The 21,236-nt window shown below is 55.0% G+C and carries 19 protein-coding genes; 9 read left to right on the top strand and 10 right to left on the bottom strand.

The genetic code is table 11. The features are described 5' to 3' along the window. Nucleotides 1–10 precede the first annotated feature (10 nt). Nucleotides 11–2,158: a polyribonucleotide nucleotidyltransferase gene (locus JUJ53_RS18935; protein WP_204153604.1), complete on the top strand. Its 2,148-nt coding sequence runs from the start codon at nucleotides 11–13 to the stop codon at nucleotides 2,156–2,158. Nucleotides 2,159–2,351: 193 nt separating this feature from the next. Continuing rightward, nucleotides 2,352–3,080 (top strand): triose-phosphate isomerase, encoded by a 729-nt coding sequence (tpiA, locus tag JUJ53_RS18930; RefSeq protein ID WP_204153603.1) that lies wholly within the window; start codon nucleotides 2,352–2,354, stop codon nucleotides 3,078–3,080. Between the two features lie 117 nt (nucleotides 3,081–3,197). On the opposite strand, the gene JUJ53_RS18925 is transcribed toward tpiA, so the two are convergent. Both JUJ53_RS18925 and JUJ53_RS18920 read right to left on the bottom strand, forming a co-directional pair. After that, nucleotides 3,198–3,878 carry an SH3 domain-containing protein gene (locus JUJ53_RS18925; RefSeq protein ID WP_204153602.1) on the bottom strand — a complete coding sequence of 227 codons (681 nt, stop codon included), beginning with the start codon at nucleotides 3,876–3,878 and terminating at the stop codon, nucleotides 3,198–3,200. A 135-nt stretch (nucleotides 3,879–4,013) separates the two neighbouring features. Next, nucleotides 4,014–4,262, bottom strand: coding sequence for a hypothetical protein (locus JUJ53_RS18920; RefSeq protein ID WP_204153601.1), 249 nt, complete (start codon nucleotides 4,260–4,262; stop codon nucleotides 4,014–4,016). A 206-nt stretch (nucleotides 4,263–4,468) separates the two neighbouring features. Between JUJ53_RS18920 and JUJ53_RS18915 the strand changes: the two genes are divergently transcribed. Genes JUJ53_RS18915 through JUJ53_RS18905 form a run of 3 tightly spaced genes read left to right on the top strand, consistent with a single transcriptional unit; the run spans nucleotide 4,469 to nucleotide 7,169 of the window. Continuing rightward, a complete protein-coding gene (locus JUJ53_RS18915) occupies nucleotides 4,469–6,217 on the top strand; it encodes a SpoIIE family protein phosphatase (protein WP_204153600.1) in 1,749 nt (582 codons plus the stop codon). A gap of 3 nt (nucleotides 6,218–6,220) precedes the next feature. After that, the gene (locus JUJ53_RS18910) at nucleotides 6,221–6,658 is read left to right on the top strand and encodes an anti-sigma regulatory factor (protein ID WP_204153599.1); all 438 of its coding nucleotides are present in this window, start codon (nucleotides 6,221–6,223) and stop codon (nucleotides 6,656–6,658) included. 31 nt (nucleotides 6,659–6,689) lie between these two features. Beyond that, a complete protein-coding gene (locus JUJ53_RS18905) occupies nucleotides 6,690–7,169 on the top strand; it encodes a CRR6 family NdhI maturation factor (RefSeq protein ID WP_204153598.1) in 480 nt (159 codons plus the stop codon). A 170-nt stretch (nucleotides 7,170–7,339) separates the two neighbouring features. On the opposite strand, the gene JUJ53_RS18900 is transcribed toward JUJ53_RS18905, so the two are convergent. From JUJ53_RS18900 to JUJ53_RS18885, 4 genes are read right to left on the bottom strand one after another with little or no spacing between them, the layout of a single operon-like run. Continuing rightward, the gene (locus JUJ53_RS18900) at nucleotides 7,340–7,567 is read right to left on the bottom strand and encodes a DUF2281 domain-containing protein (protein ID WP_204153597.1); all 228 of its coding nucleotides are present in this window, start codon (nucleotides 7,565–7,567) and stop codon (nucleotides 7,340–7,342) included. 40 nt (nucleotides 7,568–7,607) lie between these two features. Continuing rightward, complete coding sequence (locus JUJ53_RS18895; RefSeq protein WP_204153596.1) at nucleotides 7,608–7,949, bottom strand: XisI protein; 342 nt, start codon at nucleotides 7,947–7,949, stop codon at nucleotides 7,608–7,610. Nucleotide 7,950: 1 nt separating this feature from the next. Then, nucleotides 7,951–8,283, bottom strand: coding sequence for a XisI protein (locus tag JUJ53_RS18890; protein ID WP_204153595.1), 333 nt, complete (start codon nucleotides 8,281–8,283; stop codon nucleotides 7,951–7,953). Then, complete coding sequence (locus JUJ53_RS18885) at nucleotides 8,271–8,687, bottom strand: element excision factor XisH family protein (protein WP_204153594.1); 417 nt, start codon at nucleotides 8,685–8,687, stop codon at nucleotides 8,271–8,273. Before JUJ53_RS18885 ends, JUJ53_RS18890 begins: the two co-directional genes overlap by 13 nt. Nucleotides 8,688–8,736: 49 nt before the next feature. On the opposite strand from JUJ53_RS18885, the gene JUJ53_RS18880 reads away from it, so the two are divergent. Beyond that, nucleotides 8,737–8,982, top strand: coding sequence for a hypothetical protein (locus JUJ53_RS18880; protein ID WP_204153593.1), 246 nt, complete (start codon nucleotides 8,737–8,739; stop codon nucleotides 8,980–8,982). Nucleotides 8,983–9,046: 64 nt separating this feature from the next. Here the strand turns inward: JUJ53_RS18880 and JUJ53_RS18875 are convergent, their stop codons facing one another. The 4 genes from JUJ53_RS18875 to JUJ53_RS18860 all read right to left on the bottom strand — a co-directional run bounded on the left by JUJ53_RS18875 (nucleotide 9,047) and on the right by JUJ53_RS18860 (nucleotide 12,776). Next, the gene (locus tag JUJ53_RS18875) at nucleotides 9,047–10,684 is read right to left on the bottom strand and encodes an acetolactate synthase large subunit (RefSeq protein WP_204153592.1); all 1,638 of its coding nucleotides are present in this window, start codon (nucleotides 10,682–10,684) and stop codon (nucleotides 9,047–9,049) included. 172 nt (nucleotides 10,685–10,856) lie between these two features. Continuing rightward, nucleotides 10,857–12,248, bottom strand: a complete 1,392-nt coding sequence (locus JUJ53_RS18870) for an NAD-dependent succinate-semialdehyde dehydrogenase (RefSeq protein WP_204153591.1) — start codon at nucleotides 12,246–12,248, stop codon at nucleotides 10,857–10,859. An 11-nt stretch (nucleotides 12,249–12,259) separates the two neighbouring features. Next, nucleotides 12,260–12,409, bottom strand: a complete 150-nt coding sequence (locus JUJ53_RS18865; RefSeq protein WP_204153590.1) for a hypothetical protein — start codon at nucleotides 12,407–12,409, stop codon at nucleotides 12,260–12,262. A gap of 166 nt (nucleotides 12,410–12,575) precedes the next feature. Then, complete coding sequence (locus JUJ53_RS18860; RefSeq protein ID WP_204153589.1) at nucleotides 12,576–12,776, bottom strand: hypothetical protein; 201 nt, start codon at nucleotides 12,774–12,776, stop codon at nucleotides 12,576–12,578. Here JUJ53_RS18860 and JUJ53_RS18855 point away from each other — a divergent pair. From JUJ53_RS18855 to JUJ53_RS18845, 3 genes are all read left to right on the top strand, one after another. After that, nucleotides 12,775–14,649 (top strand): ABC transporter substrate-binding protein, encoded by a 1,875-nt coding sequence (locus tag JUJ53_RS18855; RefSeq protein ID WP_204153588.1) that lies wholly within the window; start codon nucleotides 12,775–12,777, stop codon nucleotides 14,647–14,649. The genes JUJ53_RS18860 and JUJ53_RS18855 overlap by 2 nt on opposite strands. A 562-nt stretch (nucleotides 14,650–15,211) precedes the next feature. After that, entirely contained in the window at nucleotides 15,212–20,158 is a 4,947-nt protein-coding gene (locus tag JUJ53_RS18850; RefSeq protein ID WP_204153587.1) for a translocation/assembly module TamB, read from the top strand. 209 nt (nucleotides 20,159–20,367) lie between these two features. Further along, nucleotides 20,368–21,236 (top strand): IS630 family transposase gene (locus tag JUJ53_RS18845; RefSeq protein ID WP_204153586.1). Its coding sequence is split into 2 segments (ribosomal slippage), with 867 coding nucleotides annotated over them: nucleotides 20,368–20,697 and nucleotides 20,700–21,236; the frame shifts between segments, so codons are not numbered across the junction. This gene is flagged as partial in the annotation.

Below are 21,236 nucleotides of genomic sequence, written 5' to 3'. Positions count from 1 at the left end.
ACAGCATTTCATGCGAGAGGAAATTGATAAGTTAATATCCATCGACGGTCGGGATATTAGACTTAAGATGGGGTTGCTAGCACCCCAAGCCGGCGGTTCCGTTTTGGTCGAGTCAGAACAAACCTCCGTCCTAGTCACGGCAACCCGCTCCTCAGGCCGTGAAGGAATCGACTTTTTGCCCCTCCTGGTGGATTACGAAGAAAGGCTTTATGCCGCTGGGCGCATCCCTGGCGGTTTTCTGCGTCGTGAGGGTCGCCCACCGGAAAAAGCAACGTTGATTTGCCGCTTGATCGATCGTCCCATGCGGCCGCTCTTTCCCCAGTGGCTCCGGGATGACATCCAGGTGGTAGCCACCACCCTATCCATGGATGAACGGGTTCCCCCCGATGTCTTGGCGGTGACGGCGGCATCCTTAGCCACTCTGATTGCACAAATTCCCTTCAATGGGCCGATGGCTGCCGTGCGGGTCGGGCTAGTCGGCGATGATTTTATTATTAATCCCACCTATCAAGAAATTGAGATGGGAGATCTAGATTTGGTGGTCGCCGGATCCCCCGATGGCGTGATTATGGTGGAAGCTGGGGCAAACCAATTGCCCGAGCAAGACATCATTGAAGCCATCGACTTCGGCTATGAAGTGGTGCGCGATTTGATCCAGGCCCAGCTCGACATCATCAAAGAATTGGGCATCGAGGTGGTCACCCTCGCAGAACCAGTTGCCGATGAAACCTTAGCAACCTTCGTCAGTGAGCAGTCTGCGGACGCCATCAAGACCATCTTGGCGCACTTCGAGTATGACAAGAGCGCTCGGGATGCGGCCTTAGATGAAGTGAAGGACAAGGTGGCCCAAGCCATTAGCGAACTTCCTGACGATCATGCCATTCAGGTGGCGATCGCTTCGGATGGTAAAGCTCTGGGTAAGGCCTTCAAATCCCTCACCAAAACCCTCATGCGTCGCCAAATCGTTGACGATAAGGTGCGGGTGGATGGACGGAAACTCGATGAAGTTCGTCCGATCCAATGTCGGACAGGGCTCTTGCCATCGCGGGTGCATGGCAGCGGTCTCTTCCAGCGCGGGCTCACCCAGGTGATGTCTATTGTCACCCTAGGAACGCCCGGCGACGCCCAGGAAATGGACGATCTCCATCCCGATGGCAAGAAGCGCTACCTGCACCACTACAACTTCCCCCCCTACTCCGTGGGTGAAACCCGGCCGATGCGATCGCCCGGACGGCGGGAAATTGGTCACGGTGCCTTGGCAGAACGGGCCCTGATTCCCGTCCTTCCCCCCAAAGAAGAGTTTCCCTACGTGATTCGGGTCGTCTCGGAAGTGCTGTCCTCCAACGGTTCCACCTCCATGGGTTCCGTTTGTGGATCGACTCTAGGCTTAATGGATGCTGGTGTACCGATTACCAAGCCCGTGAGTGGTGCAGCCATGGGCTTGATTAAGGAAGGCGATGAAATTCGCATCCTCACCGACATCCAAGGCATTGAAGACTTCCTCGGCGATATGGACTTCAAGGTAGCTGGTACCGATACCGGCATCACTGCCCTGCAGATGGACATGAAAATCACCGGTCTACCGATTTCGGTGATTGCCGATGCCATCCACCAGGCTAAGCCAGCTCGGATGCACATCCTAGAAAAGATGCTGGCTACCATTGATCAGCCTCGCGCTGAGCTATCGCCCTTTGCGCCACGCTTGCTGACCATCAAGATCGATCCTGACCTAATTGGCTTGGTGATTGGTCCCGGTGGGAAAACCATCAAGGGGATCACCGAACAAACCGGTGCCAAGGTAGACATCGAAGACGACGGTACCATCACCATCTCCGCCCTAGAAGGCAGCAATGCCGAACAGGCTCGCGGCATCATCGAAGGCATGACTCGCAAGCTATCGGCGGGCGATGTCTATGTGGGTCGCGTGACGCGGATTATCCCCATTGGCGCATTTGTGGAAATCCTGCCCGGCAAAGAAGGCATGATCCACATTTCCCAACTCGCCGACTACCGAGTGGGCAAGGTTGAGGATGAAGTTGCCATTGGTGATGAGGTGATCGTCAAGGTACGGGAAATTGATAGTCGCGGTCGGATTAACTTAACGCGTCTTAACATTCATCCCGACGAAGCCGCTGCGGCTCGGGCTGCTGCCGACTAGCTGTCTGACCTATTGATTTAGGCCAAACCATCTGGCGATCGCTCTTGGGATAATCCTAGGGGCGATCGCTTTTTTGTGGGGGAGCGATCGGGGCAATTCCTGGGATTTGCTCATCTGCCCTTCAGAATGTGCCCATTCCGTCCTAAACTATAGGATGCATTATTGCTGATAACCCATCACGACAGAGTCACTCGTGCGAAAGATTGTCATTGCTGGTAACTGGAAAATGTACAAAACCCAGGCAGAAGCCCTAGAGTTTCTCCTCGGGTTTACCACCCTGGTGAATGAAGCGCCAGACGAACGAGAGATCGTCCTTTGTGGGCCGTTCACCGCCCTAGGCACCCTCTCCAAAAATTTACACGGCAGCCGCATTCGCATTGGCGCACAGAATATTCACTGGGAAGAATCGGGTGCCTACACGGGAGAAATCTCCGGGCCGATGCTGACCGAATATAGCATTCGCTATGTCGTCGTTGGGCATAGTGAACGACGGCAGTATTTTGGCGAAACCGATGAAACCGTCAACCTCCGCCTAAAAGCAGCCCAGCGCCACGGTTTAACGCCGATCCTCTGTGTGGGAGAAACCAAGGAGCAGCGTGATGCTGGGGAAACAGAATCCCTGATCATGATGCAGTTGGAAAAAGACTTGGTTGGCGTCGATCAAACCCAGTTGGTGATTGCCTACGAACCCATTTGGGCGATCGGCACCGGCGAGACCTGCGAATCCAGCGAAGCCAACCGAGTGATTGGCCTGATTCGTAGCCAACTCACCCATGCCGACGTGCCGATTCAGTATGGCGGATCGGTGAAGCCGGGTAATATCGATGAAATTATGGCCCAGCCCGAGATTGATGGCGCGCTGGTGGGCGGAGCTAGCCTAGAGCCCGAAAGCTTTGCCCGCATCGTCAACTACGTCGCCTAATCGTCTAGACAGGGGCGATCGCTCCATCATCGAAACAACCCATCAAAACAACTCAACACAGGAATGGGGGGTGGCCATCGTCATCCCCCATTCCTGTATCGTCTAGCGCCCGTTAGTCTATGGGCAACTCACCCCAACAAGATTGGAGCCACTACCCACAAAACCGGTGGAAATCCATCCTTCATAGGGAGCTGTGATGTAAATCCAGGTGCGCCGTCCTTCCGGCGTCACGGTTGTCCGGGTCATGTCCGCAAACTCAAAATCCTGGGCTCCTGTGGGAATTGTTGCCACATAGGTGCGTTCAGAAATCACCGGCTGGTTGCGTACGATCAGACCCAGAGGGGGCACCACTTGACAACGGGTGGTACCGGGCGCAGGCGTAGACGCAGCAGCCCCCGGAGCGGGCATAGGCGCGGGAAAGTTGGCTGCGGGTTCCGTATAGCTAAAGCCTGGCGGACAGGGCGTGCTGTCATCCCCAATCAAAAATCGCGTGTCAACCCAGCCCACTTGGGGCTCTAGGATTTGGATCCAGCCCTCACCGCGCCCATCTCCTAGCATCATCACACCTTCCGCTGGAATGGTGCCGACCACGGTACTGATCGTATTAGGCTGTTCATATACGGCAATTTGCGCCACGGTGGTGCGGCAGGTGCCCACCCGTTGAGCGATCGCTCCCCCAGCCCCCCCAGGAGCCAAGGTTGGCTTTTGGAGAGTTCTATCTGCCGCCTGTCCTGTCCCAACATTACCCATCGTCGCTAGAGCTAGCCCCAAAGCGATCGCGTATCCCATTCGTTTCATGGTTATAAACCTCACTCGTTAGCAGATCCCGTCACGGACATTTGCACTATACCTGTGGGTATCATCCCCCATGCTGGCGAACCCTGCACCGGATTAGACCATTCCCCAGGTGACGTCTGACCAACTGTAGCTAGATTATCCATTCGTCACCAGTAATTGGATCACCTGGCTGCATCTTCTGAGCCCTTTTTGGGGTAGGAAGTTCCCATAGTACAGCCTGGAAACCGACTGCCCATGGGTCATTTCAGAAACAAGGTGCCGAGGGTAACCGCTGAGGGCGATCGCCGCCGATCCTGACCAACCTGAGGTCAAAACAATCCTGAAGTCGGTCAAGAATCCTAGACTGGTAGAGCAGAGGGCGATCGCTCCGGAACGTTCATTCAAAACCCTCCTATCCGTACGCTACGGTATCGTTAGTGAGCATCCCAAGGATTAAGCGCATCCAAAGATAGCTGGGAGAAAGATTCGAGCATAATAAGAAGGTAGCAAACGACAAACCCTCGGCATCGGTGTGCCATCTTAACGGGTCTGGGTGTCCCAATCCGGTCTCGTTCGCTGAGCACGTGGCTAACTCAGGAGTAGGCAGTTGTATGGTTCAGGTTGAACATCTAAAGCCCAGACTTATGGTGGTGGACGATGAAACCGACAATTTAGCTTTGTTATATCGCACCTTTCGGCGAGACTTTGAGGTGTTTAAGGCAGAGAGTGCCTTTGAGGCCATGGATCTGTTGGATCGCGAAGGGGAGATGGCCGTCATCATCTCCGACCAACAAATGCCAAGGCTGTCGGGGATTGAGTTTTTGAGCCGAACGGTGGACTTGTTTCCCGATACGATTCGTATCGTCTTAACGGGCTACACCGATGCTCAGGATCTCGTCGATGCTATCAACAGTGGCAAGGTCTTCAAATACATCACCAAGCCATGGGATGCAGCCGAACTCAGAGCCTTGGTGAATCAAGCGGCGGAAACCTACAGCGCCATCAAGCAGCGCACCTGCGACTTGACCCGGGCCCTGCGGCGAGAGTCGCTATTCAACGCCGTGACCAGCGCCATTCGCGAGTCCTTGGACTACGACAGCATGTTGCGCACCATTGTGGAAACCATTGGCAACACCTTTGGAGCAGATGCCTGCATGTTGTACCCCGTCGAACAGGTGGAGTTTGGAGAGGCAGGATCGGTGAACCTACCCCTGGCCACCAAGGCTGAGGCGGATTTTGTGCTGGCCAATAGTACCCGCTGGGTCAACGCCGACTCGCCCAGCGATCGCGCCTCCCTCCCCCCGGTCGATCCAGAGGTATTGATGGGCAGTGTGGGCGATCGCTCCGTGAAAATTGCCCAAACCCAGCAGCAGGATCAGCCCTACGTCCAGCTTGTGATTCCCCTCACCTGCAAGCAAGAAATCCCGGCGGTGCTGGTGCTCTATAAGCAAACCACCAGTGCCTCTTGGCTCAAAGACGATATCGAGCTGGTGAAAGGCGTTGCCGAACAGGCCGCCCTAGCCATTTCCCAAGCCAAGCTCTATCAACGCATCCAAAAGCAAAGCGAACAAATGCAGGGCGAATTGGCCGTAGCCCGGCAGATTCAAGGCAATCTGCTGCGCCAGAGCCTGCCTGATATCGACAATGTCAAAATTCAGGCCTACTGCTACCCCGCCCGCGAGGTGGGGGGCGACTTTTTTGAAGTCTACCTGCATCCCCAAGGAGACATCTGGTTAGCCGTGGGTGACGTATCTGGTAAAGGAGTGCCCGCTGCCTTGTTTATGGCCAGCGCCCTATCGGTGCTGCGCCGAGAGCTAGCCCAAGAAGCGCCACCGCCCCCCAATATCGTCATGCAAAACCTCAACAGTAGCTTGCTTGACAACCTCGTTAGCAGCAATTGCTTTATTACCATGGTGCTTGCTAGTTTTTCCCCCGACACCAAACGCTTGGTCTATGCCAATGCGGGGCATATCTATCCCCTCGTGTGGTCGTCCTACCACCGGGAAGATAACGGTGAGAAAACCGGCAACCCGGCCCTCGAACCCACCTACCTCAAACAGCGCGGTGTGCCCCTCGGGATCTTGCCGCGATGGACAGCAGCGGCGGGCGAGTTGCAGCTACAGTCTGGAGATGTGCTGCTCTTGGCCAGCGATGGCGTCACCGAAGCCAGCATCGCCAATGTGGAACCCGGCAGCGGTTATGCCCCCACCAGCCGTTCTATGCTGCGGCAGGCGGGGCTATGGCAACTGTTGATTCAAGACCATAGCAGCCTCGACCTAACCCATATCCTGTCTCGGATTCAGGCTCATAGCGAGACCCAAGAAGATGATCAAACCATGCTCTCCCTGGAGGTGTTGTAGCTGATGAGAACTGAGCTGCATATCCCTAGTGACTTACGATTTTTGAATATTGTGGAAAGCTGGTTGCTGGGCGCGCTGGAGGTGGAACTGGGCGATCGCGTAGATTGGCCGCGCCAGTCCAATCGCCTGCGCCTCGTGTTGGTGGAGGCTTACTCCAATGTGGTGCGCCATGCCCACAAAAACCAGCCCAATTTGCCGGTGCTGATCCGATTGGAGCTGAAGGGACAAGATATTTCCATGGAAATCTGGGATCATGGACAAGGCTTCGACCTATCCACCTACTTGCCTCCCATGCCGGAGGAAAAACAAGACGGGGGCTATGGTTGGCTGATTTTGAACCGCTTAATGGATCGGGTGGAGTATCGCCTACAGGTGAATGGACGCAACTGTTTATCCCTGGAAGCAACACTGCCCACGGGCGAGTCCGAAAGCCCAAGCTGATGCCCAGACGTGATACTTAGATTGCATCCCCATGACTCTTACCATTTCCCTTCAGGCTGAGCATATCCACACCCTCAACCTCTCGCCCGCCACCAAGGTGTTGTCTACCCTCAAGGTTCAAGAAGCGATCGCTCAAGCTGGGCAAGCGATTCAGTTTGACCTAGACTATCCCCGCGAACCCGACGACCCCCGTGAACTTTCCGAAATTCCTGAGGTGCGCCTCTGGTTTCTGCGGCTGGATGCCGAATATCCTTGGCTACCCTTGTGGCTAGATTGGGGCACGGAGCTGAGCCGCTATACCGCCATGCTGGTGCCCCATCAATTCAGCCGTACGGAGGGCATTCAGTACAACCCTGAGGCGCTGGAGCTGTTTGTCATGGGCAAGACGTTCACCTTGCTGCACTGGCTGCGTCAGAATGGTATCGACGGACGCACCAAAATTAAGGCCATGCTGCTCACCCTCGGGTATGACCTCGATGATGCCTTTTTTGACCTCGTGGGAACCGCCTAGGAGTGCAAAACAGAAGAACGAAGACAGAAAAACGAAAAGGAATCCAGGACACACAAGGTTTCCTGCCTCAGCATATAGGCGGTTTACTTACGCCTCAGAGTACTAGGAGCGATCGCTGAGATTGGGATCGTCATGGATAAACCACAGGAGGGTCGTATCAATGAGTAGCTTCATTCCATGTAATCTTTAAAGCCTTCAAGCGGCTCATCAAAATCTGGAGCCATCCAAACTTGTCCTTTGGCACTGCCTCGTTGCCGTCGTTGGGTGGGTTGTAAAAACTGGATTAATTTTAGAATCGGCTGCTGATTTTGAGTAATGATAATTTCCTCGCCGTTGAGGGCAGATTGTAATAAATCCTCGATTTGGGCTTTAGCTTCGGTAATGTCAACGTGCTGCATGTTGAACCTCCATCGGTTAGGCGATTTGCGGGCGCAAGACTCACGCTGTTGCAAATTCAGTGAGGGGGCATTTACTGGAATGATGGAAACCCAAAACAATGTCTTCAGCAGGGATTCCAGTCTCGAATAGATCGTGGGCAATGCTCTGCTCAGTCCAGTCTTCTTCGATCCAAATTTTGTCGTTCTCTATGCGCAGATAGACCCTCACCCCAAAAGCCCGCTGTTTACCATCCCAACCAACACTGAACCAGAAGTAATGATCGCGTTCTTCGTCAAACGCAATGCATTCTTGCACGCCAATTTTGTTTGAACCTGCTGCCCAATCTCGATACTCGGTCAGAATGTTTTGGATGATTTGGCGATACTGAGTTAATTGAGCCATATTAGGCGGTGGCGTAGCCAGAATGTTCACGCATTAAAGGATGATGAAACCCAACTACGATTTCTTTTTTGGAGATCCCCATTTCTTCAAGGTCTTTGTCAAGTTCAATATCGGTATTATTTTCTTGAACCCAGATCTTGCCGTCTTTGATATCAAAGTGAAAGACTATATGATTGATGCGTTTGTCTCCTTCCCAGCCAACTCGAAGCAGTAGGTAATGATCTCGCTCCAAATCAATGATGAGTTGAGTTTCAACATCTTTCTCTCGCCAGATATCAACATATTTGTCTAAAAACTTACGAATACTTTGGCGGTAGTGTTCTAGTCTATCCATGATTGAATCTCCTTATTTGAAAGGTTGTACACAAGTAACTTTACGGGGTAGGCTTGCAGAACTTTTTGAATTAACTCTTCGACAAAAAAGAGGTTGTACACAAGATCGGGGATAGCTAAATAGAGGATGCGATCGGGCTGTCTTTCTGCCAAAGCGACTTTGTAGCAAAGATATTGTCCTAGAGCCGCATAGAAGTCAGTAATCTGAGAGACATTACTGAAGCTTTTAATTTCAACAGCTATCTTTCTTGCTCCTTTTTCTGCTCCGATGAGACTTTCTAAACCTAGATCGATCTGGACACTAATTTTTCCAATCGCAATTGAGAGTGGATCATGAGAAATCACCCACCCATCCAAAGTTAAAGTTTCTTTAACCCAGTCATGATATCGATCTCTCGCGGACATAACTTTACACCTCCGCTTCTATAGTAATTGAGGTATCGCAGCCAAAGGTATGGACGACTTTGACACAGGCGATGTAGTTGCCGGGGGCGGGATAGGTACAGGCGGCATCGCTGAGGGTTTTGAGGCTGCGATCTTTGCGGGTGCGGCAGTCTTGCAAGTCGTGGGTGAGGGGTTTGCCCGGTTGCTAGTTGAAGTCGATCGCCCAGACATCAAGAAAGTCAACGCCGCTGCGGATGGCGCGATCGCGGATGGCTTCGAGTTCCTTGGCAGGAACGCGAGTTCGAGGAACCTATAGCTAGGAACGATCCATCGAACTCAGGTCACGGTTGAGCAAGGTGTAATAGCAGAGGCACCAGACCCTAGATAGGGCAGCTTAAATCCCCCGCTTTCTGGGTAAACAGTAGGTTTTCCCGATAGTCGATGGGGCAGTCGATCACCGCTGGCACCGATTGGTTGAGGGCATCCTTGAGCATGGGTATAAAGTCTAGGGTCGATTCCAAACGATAGCCCTTGAGACCCATACTTTCAGCAAATTTAACAAAATCGGGATTGCCAAACTTGATGAAGGCCGGCTCGCCATACTGATTGCGCTGCTTCCATTCGATCAGGCCATAGCCGCCATCGTTGAAAATAATGGTGACAAAGGGTGTGCCAATGCGCAAAGCTGTTTCTAGCTCTTGGCAGTTCATCATAAACCCGCCATCGCCCGAGACTGCCACCACCTTACGATTGGGCGCAACCAGCTTAGCCGCGATCGCCCCTGGAATAGCGATACCCATGGCAGCAAACCCATTGGAAATAATGCAGGTATTGGGTTGCTCAGAATGGTAGTGGCGCGCCATCCACATCTTGTGGGCTCCCACGTCAGAAATCACAATATCGTCTGGGCCCAGTACCTGGCGCAGATCGTAGATCAGCTTCTGGGGCTTGATGGGAAACTCACTATCCGTTGCATATTGCTCATAGTCTGCCACTATTTCCTGGCGTAGATCGAGGGCCCGGGGTTCGGGTTTATCTTGCCGATTTACCCGCTTCAGCAACTCCCACAACGAGTCGGAAATATCTCCTACCACTTCCGCCAGGGGAATGTAGCTGCTGTCAATTTCTGCCGAGATTTGCCCAATGTGAACAATGGGCATGGTGCCATCCGGGTTCCAGCGTTTGGGGGAATATTCCACCAGGTCGTAGCCGATGGCAATAATTAGATCGGCGCTGTCAAACCCGCAGCTAATATAGTCCCGCTGCTGTAGACCAAAGGTCCACAGGGCTAGGGGGTGGGTGTAGGGAATGGCTCCCTTGCCCATGAAGGTGTTGACGACAGGAATATTGAGCTGGGTGGCGAGAGCGGTGAGGGCTTCACTGGCCTGCGATCGCAATACCCCATTCCCCGCAAGGATCAGCGGATTTTTGGCATTAGCAATGGCCGCCGCTGCCCGGTCTAGGCTTTGGAAGGACGCATAGGTTTTTTCCCGCGTATCGGGCTGTAGCGGCGCACCCACGGCGGGCATGGCGGCAATATTTTCCGGTAGGTCAATATGGACGGCACCCGGTTTTTCACTTTGGGCAATCTTAAAGGCCTTGCGGATAATTTCTGGGGTGTTGCTGGGGCGCACGATCTGGGTATTCCACTTGGTCACGGGCGAGAACATGGCCACCAAATCGAGGTATTGATGGGATTCGATATGCATTTGATCCGTCCCCACCTGACCCGTAATCGCCACTAAGGGAGCGCGATCGAGGGTGGCATCGGCAACGCCGGTCATTAAGTTTGTGGCACCGGGGCCCAGGGTCGATAGACAAACCCCAGCCTTCCCGGTCAAGCGTCCATACACATCGGCCATGAACGCAGCTCCTTGTTCATGGCGGGTGGTGATGAATTGAATGGAGGAATGCTTCAGGGCTTGGAGAATTTGGAGATTTTCTTCTCCCGGTACGCCAAAGATATATTCAACGCCTTCATTTTCGAGGCAGCGGACAAGAAGTTCGGCAGTATTCATGGTGCTCATAGTCATGACCTTTTTCTGAACGGATAGGACGCAGCGGTAGTTTTTGGGGTAGCAGGCTGGAGGCTGGAGGGGCGGGGGCGATCGCCCTCTGTCGAGATAGCAACGCTAGGGGACGGCAACCGAGGCGGGCCCCAACCGAGGGTCAAGACCTCGGCTGCGATCGCTACTTCACCCAGATGGTTTTAATGTTGACGAATTCCTGAATGCCTTGGCTGCTCAGTTCGCGACCATAGCCCGATCGCTTGATGCCGCCAAAGGGCAAGCGGGGGTCAGACTTCACCAAACCGTTGATAAACACCGATCCGGCTTCTAGGCCCGCCAGCAGGCGATCGCGTTCTTGGGCATCGGTCGTCCAAGCGCTCGCGCCTAGGCCAAAGGGGGTTTGGTTGGCCAGGGCGATCGCTTCATCGAGATCAGCAACGGTGTAGACCAAGGCAACGGGACCAAAGAACTCTTCTTGGTTGGCGGCGCTGGTCGGGGGAATGCGGGTCAAAATGGTGGGCGGGTAGAAGTTGCCCTGCTGAAATTCGGCGATGGCGCGAATGGGTAATGCCGATGGATCGCCACCGACTAAAACCGTGGCCCCGTCAGCTAAGCAAGCCTGCACCTGCTGATCCAGTTCGTGCAAAATAGCCGGCGTGGCCAGGGGGCCAATGTCGGTGCCCATATCCAGAGGATCGCCAATCTTCAGGGACTTAAACGCCGCCACAAAGCGATCGAGAAACTGGGGGGCGATCGCTTCGTGGAGGATAAACCGCTTGGCCGCAATGCAAGACTGACCATTATTCAGTAAGCGCGCCGTCACGCCCGTGGTCACCGCCGCTTCTAGATCGGCGCTGGGCATGACGATGAACGGATCACTGCCGCCCAATTCCAGCACGGTTTTCTTGAGATGGGTGCCCGCCGTGGCCGCCAAACTTGCCCCCGCCCCTTCACTGCCGGTGAGAGTGGCGGCCTTAATCCGAGGATCGGCCACCACTGAGGCCACTTGATCGGCTTGGATCAGCAAGGTTTGGAACGCGCCCTCGGGAAAACCGGCTTGGCGCAGAATGGTTTCAATGGCGATCGCGCTCTGGGGTACATTCGAGGCATGTTTGAGCAACGCCACATTCCCCGCCATCAGCGCTGGTGCAGCAAAGCGAAACACCTGCCAAAAGGGAAAATTCCACGGCATCACCGCCAGAATAATGCCCAAGGGGTCGTAGCGCACACCGCTGTAGCTGGCGTCGGTGGCAATGGGGTGATCCGCCAGCAGGGTTTCAGCCTGGTCGGCATAGTAGCGACAGACCAAGGCACATTTCTCCACCTCAGCGATCGCGGACTTCAGAGGCTTACCCATTTCCAAGGTCAGCAGCTTGCCATAGCCAGCACTGTTGGCCATGAGATAGTCCGCCGCTGCCTGCAGCCATGCTTTGCGCTGGGCAAAGGTGGTGTGGCGGTAGGTTTCAAAGGTCTGTTGGGCCAGGTCAATCGCTTGGGCGATCGCCGTTTCATCCAAGGGCTCAAAGGTTTTGAGGGTGATGCCTGTCGCTGGGTTAATGGACGCAATCCCCATCTGTGACTCTCCTATTCCATAACGTTAAGGGTGCCAAACTCCCGGTGGCGAGCGGAGATGCACCAGTCACCCAAACCATGGTCATGGAGCACCCCTAAACGGTGATACTGGTAAGCCTGAGCGGTGCTGGGCTGCATCATGGTGAGAGACGTTGCGTGCAAGATCTGGGACTACGTTCAACCCATCAAAATGAAGGGGAATCGAGCAGAGGAGGTCACGCCTATCCCACGGAGCCATGCCGCGATCGCTCAAGCCTCATAACCTGGGTGACTAATCCTAGTGTTCCAATAAACTTCAAGCCTCGTCCAAGACTCCATCAAAAACATCTCAAAACTTGATAATTTGTTGCACAGTCTCAGGGGCGATCTCAGACGTGATCTCAGCAGTAATCTCACGGGCGATCTCAGGAGCGATCTCAGGGGCAATCTCAGGAGCGATCGCGCCCTTCAAACCGCAGCAATCAATGCTACAGTAATCGGCAACTTCAAGCCGTAAGGTCAACATCAGCAGCTCGTGAGGGATTTTCATGCAGTATCGAGGGAGGCGATATCGTCAGAGACAGGCTCGGCGCAGCCAGGGACGCCGTTGGGCATGGATAGGTCTTTGGCTGGCGATCGCTCTGCTGTTGATCGGCTGTCAAAGAGCCGATGTATCGACTGATGTATCGACTGATATATCGACGACGCTAGCGACAGTTGAGCGATCGCCGCTGGGCAGGCTGGTACTGGCAGGTCTATCCGATCCCAAAACCTTTAACCCACCGCTCAACCAAGAATTTCCCCATGTATTTCTGTTCACCGCCAGGGGGCTGACCCAGGAAAACGGCATTACTGGAGAATTGCTGCCCGAACTGGCCGAATCCTGGCAGGTGTCGGACGACGGTACGCTGATCACCTTCACCCTGCGTCCCAACCTGCGCTGGTCGGATGGGGAACCGCTGACAGTGGAGGATGTGGTGTTTACATACCGCGATGTGATTTTTAATCCCGCCATCCCGTCCGATGCCAAGGATGGGCTACGCATTGGGGACGATCGCCAGTTTCCCACCGTCCAGGCCGTGGGCGATCGCCAGGTTGCCTTTCGCTTGCCCGAACCCTTTTCGCCCTTCCTGCGGGCCACCGCCGACTACCGTACCTCAATCCTGCCCCGCCATCGCCTGGCCGATACGGTGAGCACCCTAGACAGCAGCGGTAATCCTCTGTTCATCTCCCAGTGGGACACGAGTACCAATCCCGCCGATCTGGTGGTGGCGGGGCCGTTCCAAATCGCGTCCTACACGCCCGCCGAGCGGGTGCTGTTTCGCCGCAATCCCTACTATTGGCAGCAGGATGACCAGGGGCGATCGCTCCCCGGTCTTGACCAAATTGTCTGGCAGTTGGTGGAATCGACGGATAATCAACTGCTGCGCTTTCGCTCCGGTGACCTAGACGTGATCGGCGACAGCCGTCCCCTGCGCCCCGACTATTTTGAGTTGCTGAAGCGGGAGGAGGAGCGCGGCCAGTTTCAGATCTTGGTGGGGGGAGAATCATCCAGCACCACCTTTGTGGCGTTTAACCTGAATCGGGCCAAGAACAATGAGGGGCAGCCGGTGGTCGATCCGGTCAAGTCTGCTTGGTTTCACAATCGCCAGTTTCGGCAAGCGATCGCCCATGCCATTAACCGTCCACGGCTGATTAACAATATCTATCGCGGCATCGCCACCCCGCAAAATTCCCCCGTGTCCCTGCAAAGTCCCTATTTTCTCTCCCCCGAGCAGGGGCTGCCGGTGTATGACTATGACCTAGAGCGATCGCGGCAGTTGCTAGAGTTGGCCGGCTTTGTTTACGACGCGGGAGGGCAACTGTTCGACGCTGAGGGCAACCGAGTGCAGTTTTCCCTGCGCACCAATGCGGGCAACCAAGTCCGGGAAGCGATCGCCTCCCAGTTGCGGTCTGACCTAGGCGCGATCGGCATTCAGCTCGACGTGGAAGCGATCGACTTCGGTGCCCTCGTATCCCGCCTCACCCAAACCCGCGAGTGGGATACGATTCTGATTGGCTTCACCGGCAGCATCGAACCCCACAGCGGCTCCAACCTCTGGACGAGTACCGGCGGCTCCCATTTGTTCAACCTTGGCCCGCAGCCCGGTCAACCGCCCATCCAAGATTGGCAGGTCTCCGACTGGGAAGCGGATATCGATCGCCTGTTTCGGGCTGGGGCTCAGGAATTTGACGAAGCGCGGCGGCAGGAGATCTACGGCGAGTTTCAAACCATTGTGCAAAACCAACTGCCGGTGATTTACCTGGCCCATGAGATTGCGCTGATGGCGGTGCGCAATTCGGTCGAGGGGGTTGACTATTCGGGTCTATCACCCTGGGGGTTGTGGAACATCGAACACCTGCAAATCCGTCAGGACAATTAATGGGCTCGGGGGTCTAGAAATCTGGTGTAGACCCATTGTCGGTGCTAGCGATCTAGGCTAAATTTCTAAGGAATCTCATCATAAACACCAGTTTTTTTTCAAGACTGGTTTGTCTCGCTTCGCATACCGATGATCCCGATGACCTCTAGTTGCCCCGATGACCTCTAGGGCAATGGGACATTCATCTCATACCGCCCTATCCTTGCCCATGCCGGCTGTTCTCAAAACCTAATACCGGGGGCGACAATCTCCTGACTATCGTCGCGCAAGCCTCTGGATTGCTGTAGGCGAGACGCCTGAGCGACACTGGAGCTCAAGCTGTAGCTCAAACCTAAATCCCGATGTCTTGATAACCTATGTTCGCACCGTCCACCCCATCGTCTTCACCGTCTGGATAGAAGGTCAACCTATGACACTTGGACACACATGGCACCGTGCCTCCGTCTAGAACCATCCGCAGCACTACGTGCAGCACGGTCATCTAGTATCAGATAGGGTGTCAGGTATCGGTCAATCCACCAGTCTTGAAGCCGACGGATCCGCATGAGATTAAGAGGGTGCAATGAGCCATACACCTGAACCCGACCCAATGATCCCAGACCCCAATCCATCGCCGCCGCCACGCCGCCGGCGGTATTTGGCACGTTCTGTGGTGGTCTTACTGCTGCTGGGCAGCGGTCTAGGCGTGCTGCGGGTTCGGCAGTTTGTCTATGATGATCTGTCGCCGATGGTGTCTCGCAGTCTCAGCAACCTGGTGAACCGCCCGGTAGATATCGGCGAGGTGGAGAGTTTTTGGGTGACGGGGTTACGTCTCGGGCCATCAACCATGCCTCCGACAGACGACAATCGCGATCGCCTCGATATTGCTGCAGTTGACGTACATTTCAATCCCCTAGAGGTGGTCTTCGATCGCACCCTCACCCTAGATATCACCCTAGTTCAGCCCCAGCTTTACTTAGATCAAACCGCTGATGGAGCCTGGCTACCCCTCACCTTTACCCCTGCAGAACCTGGGCCGCTCTCCATTGAACTCAACCGCATTTGGCTAGACAACGGTACCGTCACCCTCCAGCCCTTTGACTGGTCGCGGTTACCCGATGCCCTGGCAGCCTCCCCCAGCGAAATCCTGGGATCACAGGCGATCGCTCCCCTCCCTGGCGCGCAGATTGATCAAGCGATCGCCCCCATTGTGCTAGACGCGGTAGACGGCGAGGCCACCTTCCGCAATGAAAATAAGTTAATTGGCTTTAACCTGCGCGGACTGCCCGACAGCGGCGGACGCTTCCGCATTCAGGGTGAAGCCGACCTAGAGGGTGAGCGCCTGCAGTTGGCAGTACAGGGGCACCAATTGGCGATCGCGGCCTTGGGAACCGTGGTGCGATCGCCCTTGACGTTTCAGCAGGGCGCAGTGGACACCAATCTAGAGGTGGCCCTGAATCTAAGCGAGCTCATGGACTTTGGTCTCCAGGGCAGTTTAACCTTCCGCGATCTGGCGGCGGCCATCGATGGCATCCCCGACACTGTGCCCAATACCATTCAGAATGGCAACGGTCGCCTACGGTTTCAGGGACAAACGGTGACCGTGGAAGATACCAACCTGCGCTACGGCAGCATCGACGCGATCGCCCAAGGCCAGGTGGATTTATCCGAAGGGTATGATCTGTCCGTGGAATTACCTAGCCTCACCCTAGATAACCTATTCACCACCTTTGCGATCACGCCACCAGAGCTGGAGCTGTCGGGCGATTTTCAGGTCACCACCACCATCACCGGCCCCTTAGCAGAACCCCAAGTGGCGGGTCGAGTGCGCAATCGGCAGGCCGTGCAGGTTGATCGCCTCGCCCTAGACACCGTGGGCACCGAGTTTTTGGTGACCCCCAGTGAGGTGCTGATCTCCAATCTCGAAGTCTTGCCCCGAGTTGGCGGACGACTGCTGGGCAACGGCAGCATTGCCCTAGGCGAGGTCTCCGGTCTCGTCTTCGACACCACGGTACAAAACATTCCCGCCGACGCGATCGCCATCCTCTACGGAGCCTCCCTGCCAGACAATTTGACCATCGGCGCAGTCTCAGGTGATATCCAAGTCTTTGGCCCCCTCAGCCCGGCAAGTTCCATCCAGGCAATCGCCAACTGGCGCACCGATGGCACCTATCCAGCCCAAGGGGAAATTACCCTAGACAACAATCTAGTGGAAGTGCGCAACACCGTCGTGCAGGCCTTGGATGGCACCCTCACCGCCAATGGCTTTGCCGCCCTCGATACCCGCGAGTGGCAGGCCAACGTGGGGGTGAATCAAGTGCCCCTTGCTCCCTTCTCGCCCCAGCTCCGCGGCGTCTTGGATGCCAACCTCGACCTCAGCGGCAGCCTCGCCGATCTTTCTCCCGCAGGCATTACCGCCACCGGAGATGCCCGCCTTTCCGATGGGGTCTCCTTGCTAACTGGCCCCTTGACCACGGTCTTTGCCTGGGAGGGCGATCGCCTGGTCGTCAACCGGGCTGAGGCCGATGGCTTCTACGCCGACGGTACGATTGACACTGATCTCAGCCAACGGGGTGCCGAAGCGATCGCCGCCCTGAATTTGAACCTACGCTTGGATGATTTTGACCTAGCCACCCTGCCCGCCCGCTTGGAGACCTTTCCATCCCAGGTGGATGTGCGCGGTCTAGTGAGCTTTAGCGGTCAGGTGACCGGCAGCGGCACCGACCCAGCCTTGACCGGCGTCACCCAAGTAGATCGCCTGGCCATCAACCAACTGACCTTCGAGCCAAGCCTCGCTGGCAACCTGCAAGCCACCCTCACCAGCGGCGTCGCCCTAGATATTTCCGGCAGCCAAGACCGCATTGCCCTCGCTCTCAATGAGCGATACCTGCCCACCGCCGTGCTGGTGGATGTGCAAGGAGCTTCACTCCTGGCGATTGAAGAAGGCGATCGCTTGGTGGGAGAGATCCAGCAGGTTGATCTAGCTTGGTTTGACGTTGCTCCGGCAGCCGACCAAGGTCTAGGCGAAATTCAGGGCATTCTCAGCGGCACCTTTCAAGCCAATATCAACGACCTCAGCAATCCCATCGTCACGGCCAATGTAGCTGTAGATCGTCCCGCCATCGGCTACATCGATGCCCAAGCTTTTTCAGGAGAACTATACTATGGCAACGGCAGCCTCTCGCTGACCGGCGGTGACCTAGCCTTTGCCCGCAGCAATTACGGCGTGGAGGCTAGCTACAATCCGGGGCGATCGCCGCAACTGTCAGGGCAAGTCATCGCCCAACCTGGTGAACTCAGTGATTTGCTATTTGCCCTAAAAATTATTGATGTTCAAGATTTCACCCGCGGGCTGCGTCCGCCCCTCTATGGTGCTGCCAGCGCCGTCCAGCCCACCGCCCTAGACGTGCGACCCTACACCCTGATCAATCGCCTGCGTCGCCTAGCCGAACTTGATGCCCTACGCGATCGCCAAGAGATAGACGAATCCAACGATCTCAACCTTCCCAGCCCCAGTGATGCTGAAGGACAATTCACCGGCGGCATCCAATTCACCGCCTCCGCTCAAACAGGCTTCACCGCTGATTTCAATATCGAAGGCACAGACTGGCGCTGGGGAGACTATGACATTCAACGGGTGGTTGCCGTTGGTGATCTGCGAGACAATATGCTTACTCTCCTACCTCTACGGGCAGAATCAGGGGATGCGGTTCTTAATCTATCAGGACGCATTGGCGGCAGCGATCAATCCGCCCAGCTCGTCCTCAGCAATGTCCCCGTTGCCCCCTTGCGTGACCTCGTAGATCTACCGCTCCTTGTGGATGGCAACCTCAACGCCAACGCCTTGCTGACGGGTGATGTAACCGCACCTCAGGTCACGGGGGCAGTCTCCCTCAGCAACGGCACCCTCAACGCCACCCCCATCGATACAGCCGAAGTTCGCCTCAGCTACAACAATGCCCGCTTAAACTTCATTGGGGAAATGCTGGTGGGCGAAATTAAGGGGGCTGATGGCGCAGGGGTAGATCCTGAACCCCTTTCGATATCCGGCAGCATTCCCTACGCCCTGCCATTCATGACCATTGAGCCCGAAAGCGATGCCCTACGATTGGCTGTGAATGTTCGAGACGACGGTCTAGCGCTGATGAACTTGTTTACCAACCAGGTTACTTGGATCAGTGGCCAAGGAGCAGTTGACCTGACCATCGAAGGAACGCTATCTGATCCGAGGGCGGTGGGCAGCATCACGCTGCAAGATACGGTGTTGACAGCCCAGAACCTACCTGCCCCGATTACCGAGGTGACCGGTCAGGTTGACTTCAACTTCGATCGCATCCAGGTTCAGTCTCTGACCGGGAACTTCAGCGCTGGTACCATCAGCGCCCAGGGGGTGTTGCCTATCGCTACGCCGCTGAGGGAGCTCGTGGATAATCTAGATACGGAGGAGGATCCCAGGCTTCAACCCCTCACCGTAACGCTGCGCGATATTGCCATGAATTTCCGAGGGTTGTATAACGGCGGTGTTGCCGGTGATTTACGGATTGATGGAACAGCGATCGCTCCCCTCGTCGGTGGTGATATTCGCCTCAGCAATGGGCGTGTCTTTCTAGCTAGCGGCAACCAGCCAGCAGAACCCGTCCCAGAAGCCGAAGAGCAACGACAGGGAGGATTCCGTCCACCCGAGTTAAATAACTTGCAGATCACCCTAGGAAATAACCTACAAATTTTGAGTGAGCCGTTGATTAACTTTGTGGCTACCGGCGGGTTAACTATCAACGGAACCTTTGATAACCTACTGCCCCAAGGTACCGTCCAGCTTGAACGCGGCTATGTTAACTTATTTACAACTCGCTTTAATCTGACCCAAGAAACCGATGAGTTTCCGCAAACCGCCGTCTTCACCCCCAATCAAGGATTAATGCCCTCCCTCAAGGTACGGCTTTTGGCCATCGTTCCCGAGGTGACGCTCCCACCCACTTTCCAATCCAGCAGTGGCTTTACGTCCTCCGAAATTGCTGAATCCGTGGTGACGGCCAGCGATTTTGGTACGGTAGAAAGCGTGCGGATTATTGCAACGGTAGATGGCCCAGCCAATCGCATCTTCGACACCCTTGAGCTGAGCAGTGATCCATCCCGTAGCGAGAATCAAATTGTGGCCTTGATCGGCGGCGGTGCCCTCAGCGCCTTGAACGAAGGAGACGAAACCTTAGCGATCGTTAACTTAGCTGGCTCTGCCCTCCTCGGCAGTTTACAAAACCTCATTGGTCGCGCCCTAGGCTTATCCGAATTTCGCCTCTTTCCTACCAATACTGCATCAGATAGTGGTGATGCCTCCACCCTAGGACTGGCCGCAGAGGTGGGCTTCGAAGTCACCAATGATCTGTCAGTATCGATTTTGCAAGTCTTGACAGCGGATGATCCACCCCAGTTAGGGCTACGCTATCGCCTCAATGACGAGTTTCGTATCCGAGGTAGTGTTAGCTCCAGTGGTAATCCCAGTGCCGTTTTAGAATATCAAATCCGATTTTAGATTTTGGAAAGAATATGATGCATAGCTCATTCGATTTGCTTGAGACATGCCCTGGGTGAATGCTCTGAAGTTTCAGGACTCCCAGACTTTCTGGACGTCCTCACCTATGGGATGAGAGCCACAATAAGATATTCATGTTTTTTATCTATAGCTGCATTCATCACGGTTAGGACGCATACTAGAAGAGTTCCCTTGCCTCCACCCTCTCCATGGCTAAACCCTATAGTGACGACTTTCGACGCAAAGTGATGCAGGCGATCGAGTTGGACGGACTCAAGAAATGCGAAGCCAGTCAACTGTTCAACATCAGCCGCAACACCATCAACTTGTGGTGTCAGCGCAAAGCCCAAACCGGCGATATCAAACCCACCCCCCGAAACCGACCCCAACGCCCACCCAAAATCAACGATTGGGAGAAATTTGAGGTCTTCGTCCGTGCCCATGGCGACAAAACTCAGCGGGAACTAGCCGAACTGTGGGACGGTGAGATCAGCCAACCTACCATCTCACGGGCCATCGCGAAGATTCGCTACAGCCGTAAAAAAAAACCTACGGGTACATCCAACGAGATGAGGAGAAACGAGCAGCATTCCTAGTCTGGTTGAGCCAAGTGTTCAAGGCTTCTGTGACCTACGTCGATGAGTCTGGTATGGATGAGCGGGACAACTATGGCTATGGCTACTCCCCCATCGGCGAGCGGTTCTATGCGATGAAATCGGGTCGGCGTCAGGGACGGGTGAACATGATTGCGGGGTATCGGGATGGTGAGCTGATTGCGCCCTTTACGGTGGAGGGTTCCTGTAATCGCATGGTGTTTGAGGTGTGGCTGGAAAGCTGCTTAATCCCGCAACTGCGTCCAGGGGAGTGGGTGGTCTTGGATAATGCGACGTTTCATCATGGGGGACGAATAGCTGAACTGATTGAGGCAGCTGGGTGTCAGGTGATGTATCTGCCGCCGTACTCCCCGGACTTAAATCGAATTGAGAAGTGCTGGGCGTGGTTGAAGAGCCGGATTCGTAAAGTATTGGGAGACGTTGCGAATTTACGAGAGGCGATGGAGCTTGTGCTGAAGGAAGCT

This window comes from Leptolyngbya sp. CCY15150 (assembly GCF_016888135.1).
Classification (GTDB): Bacteria; Cyanobacteriota; Cyanobacteriia; order RECH01; family RECH01; genus RECH01.
This window is presented reverse-complemented; position numbering and strand designations above follow the sequence as displayed.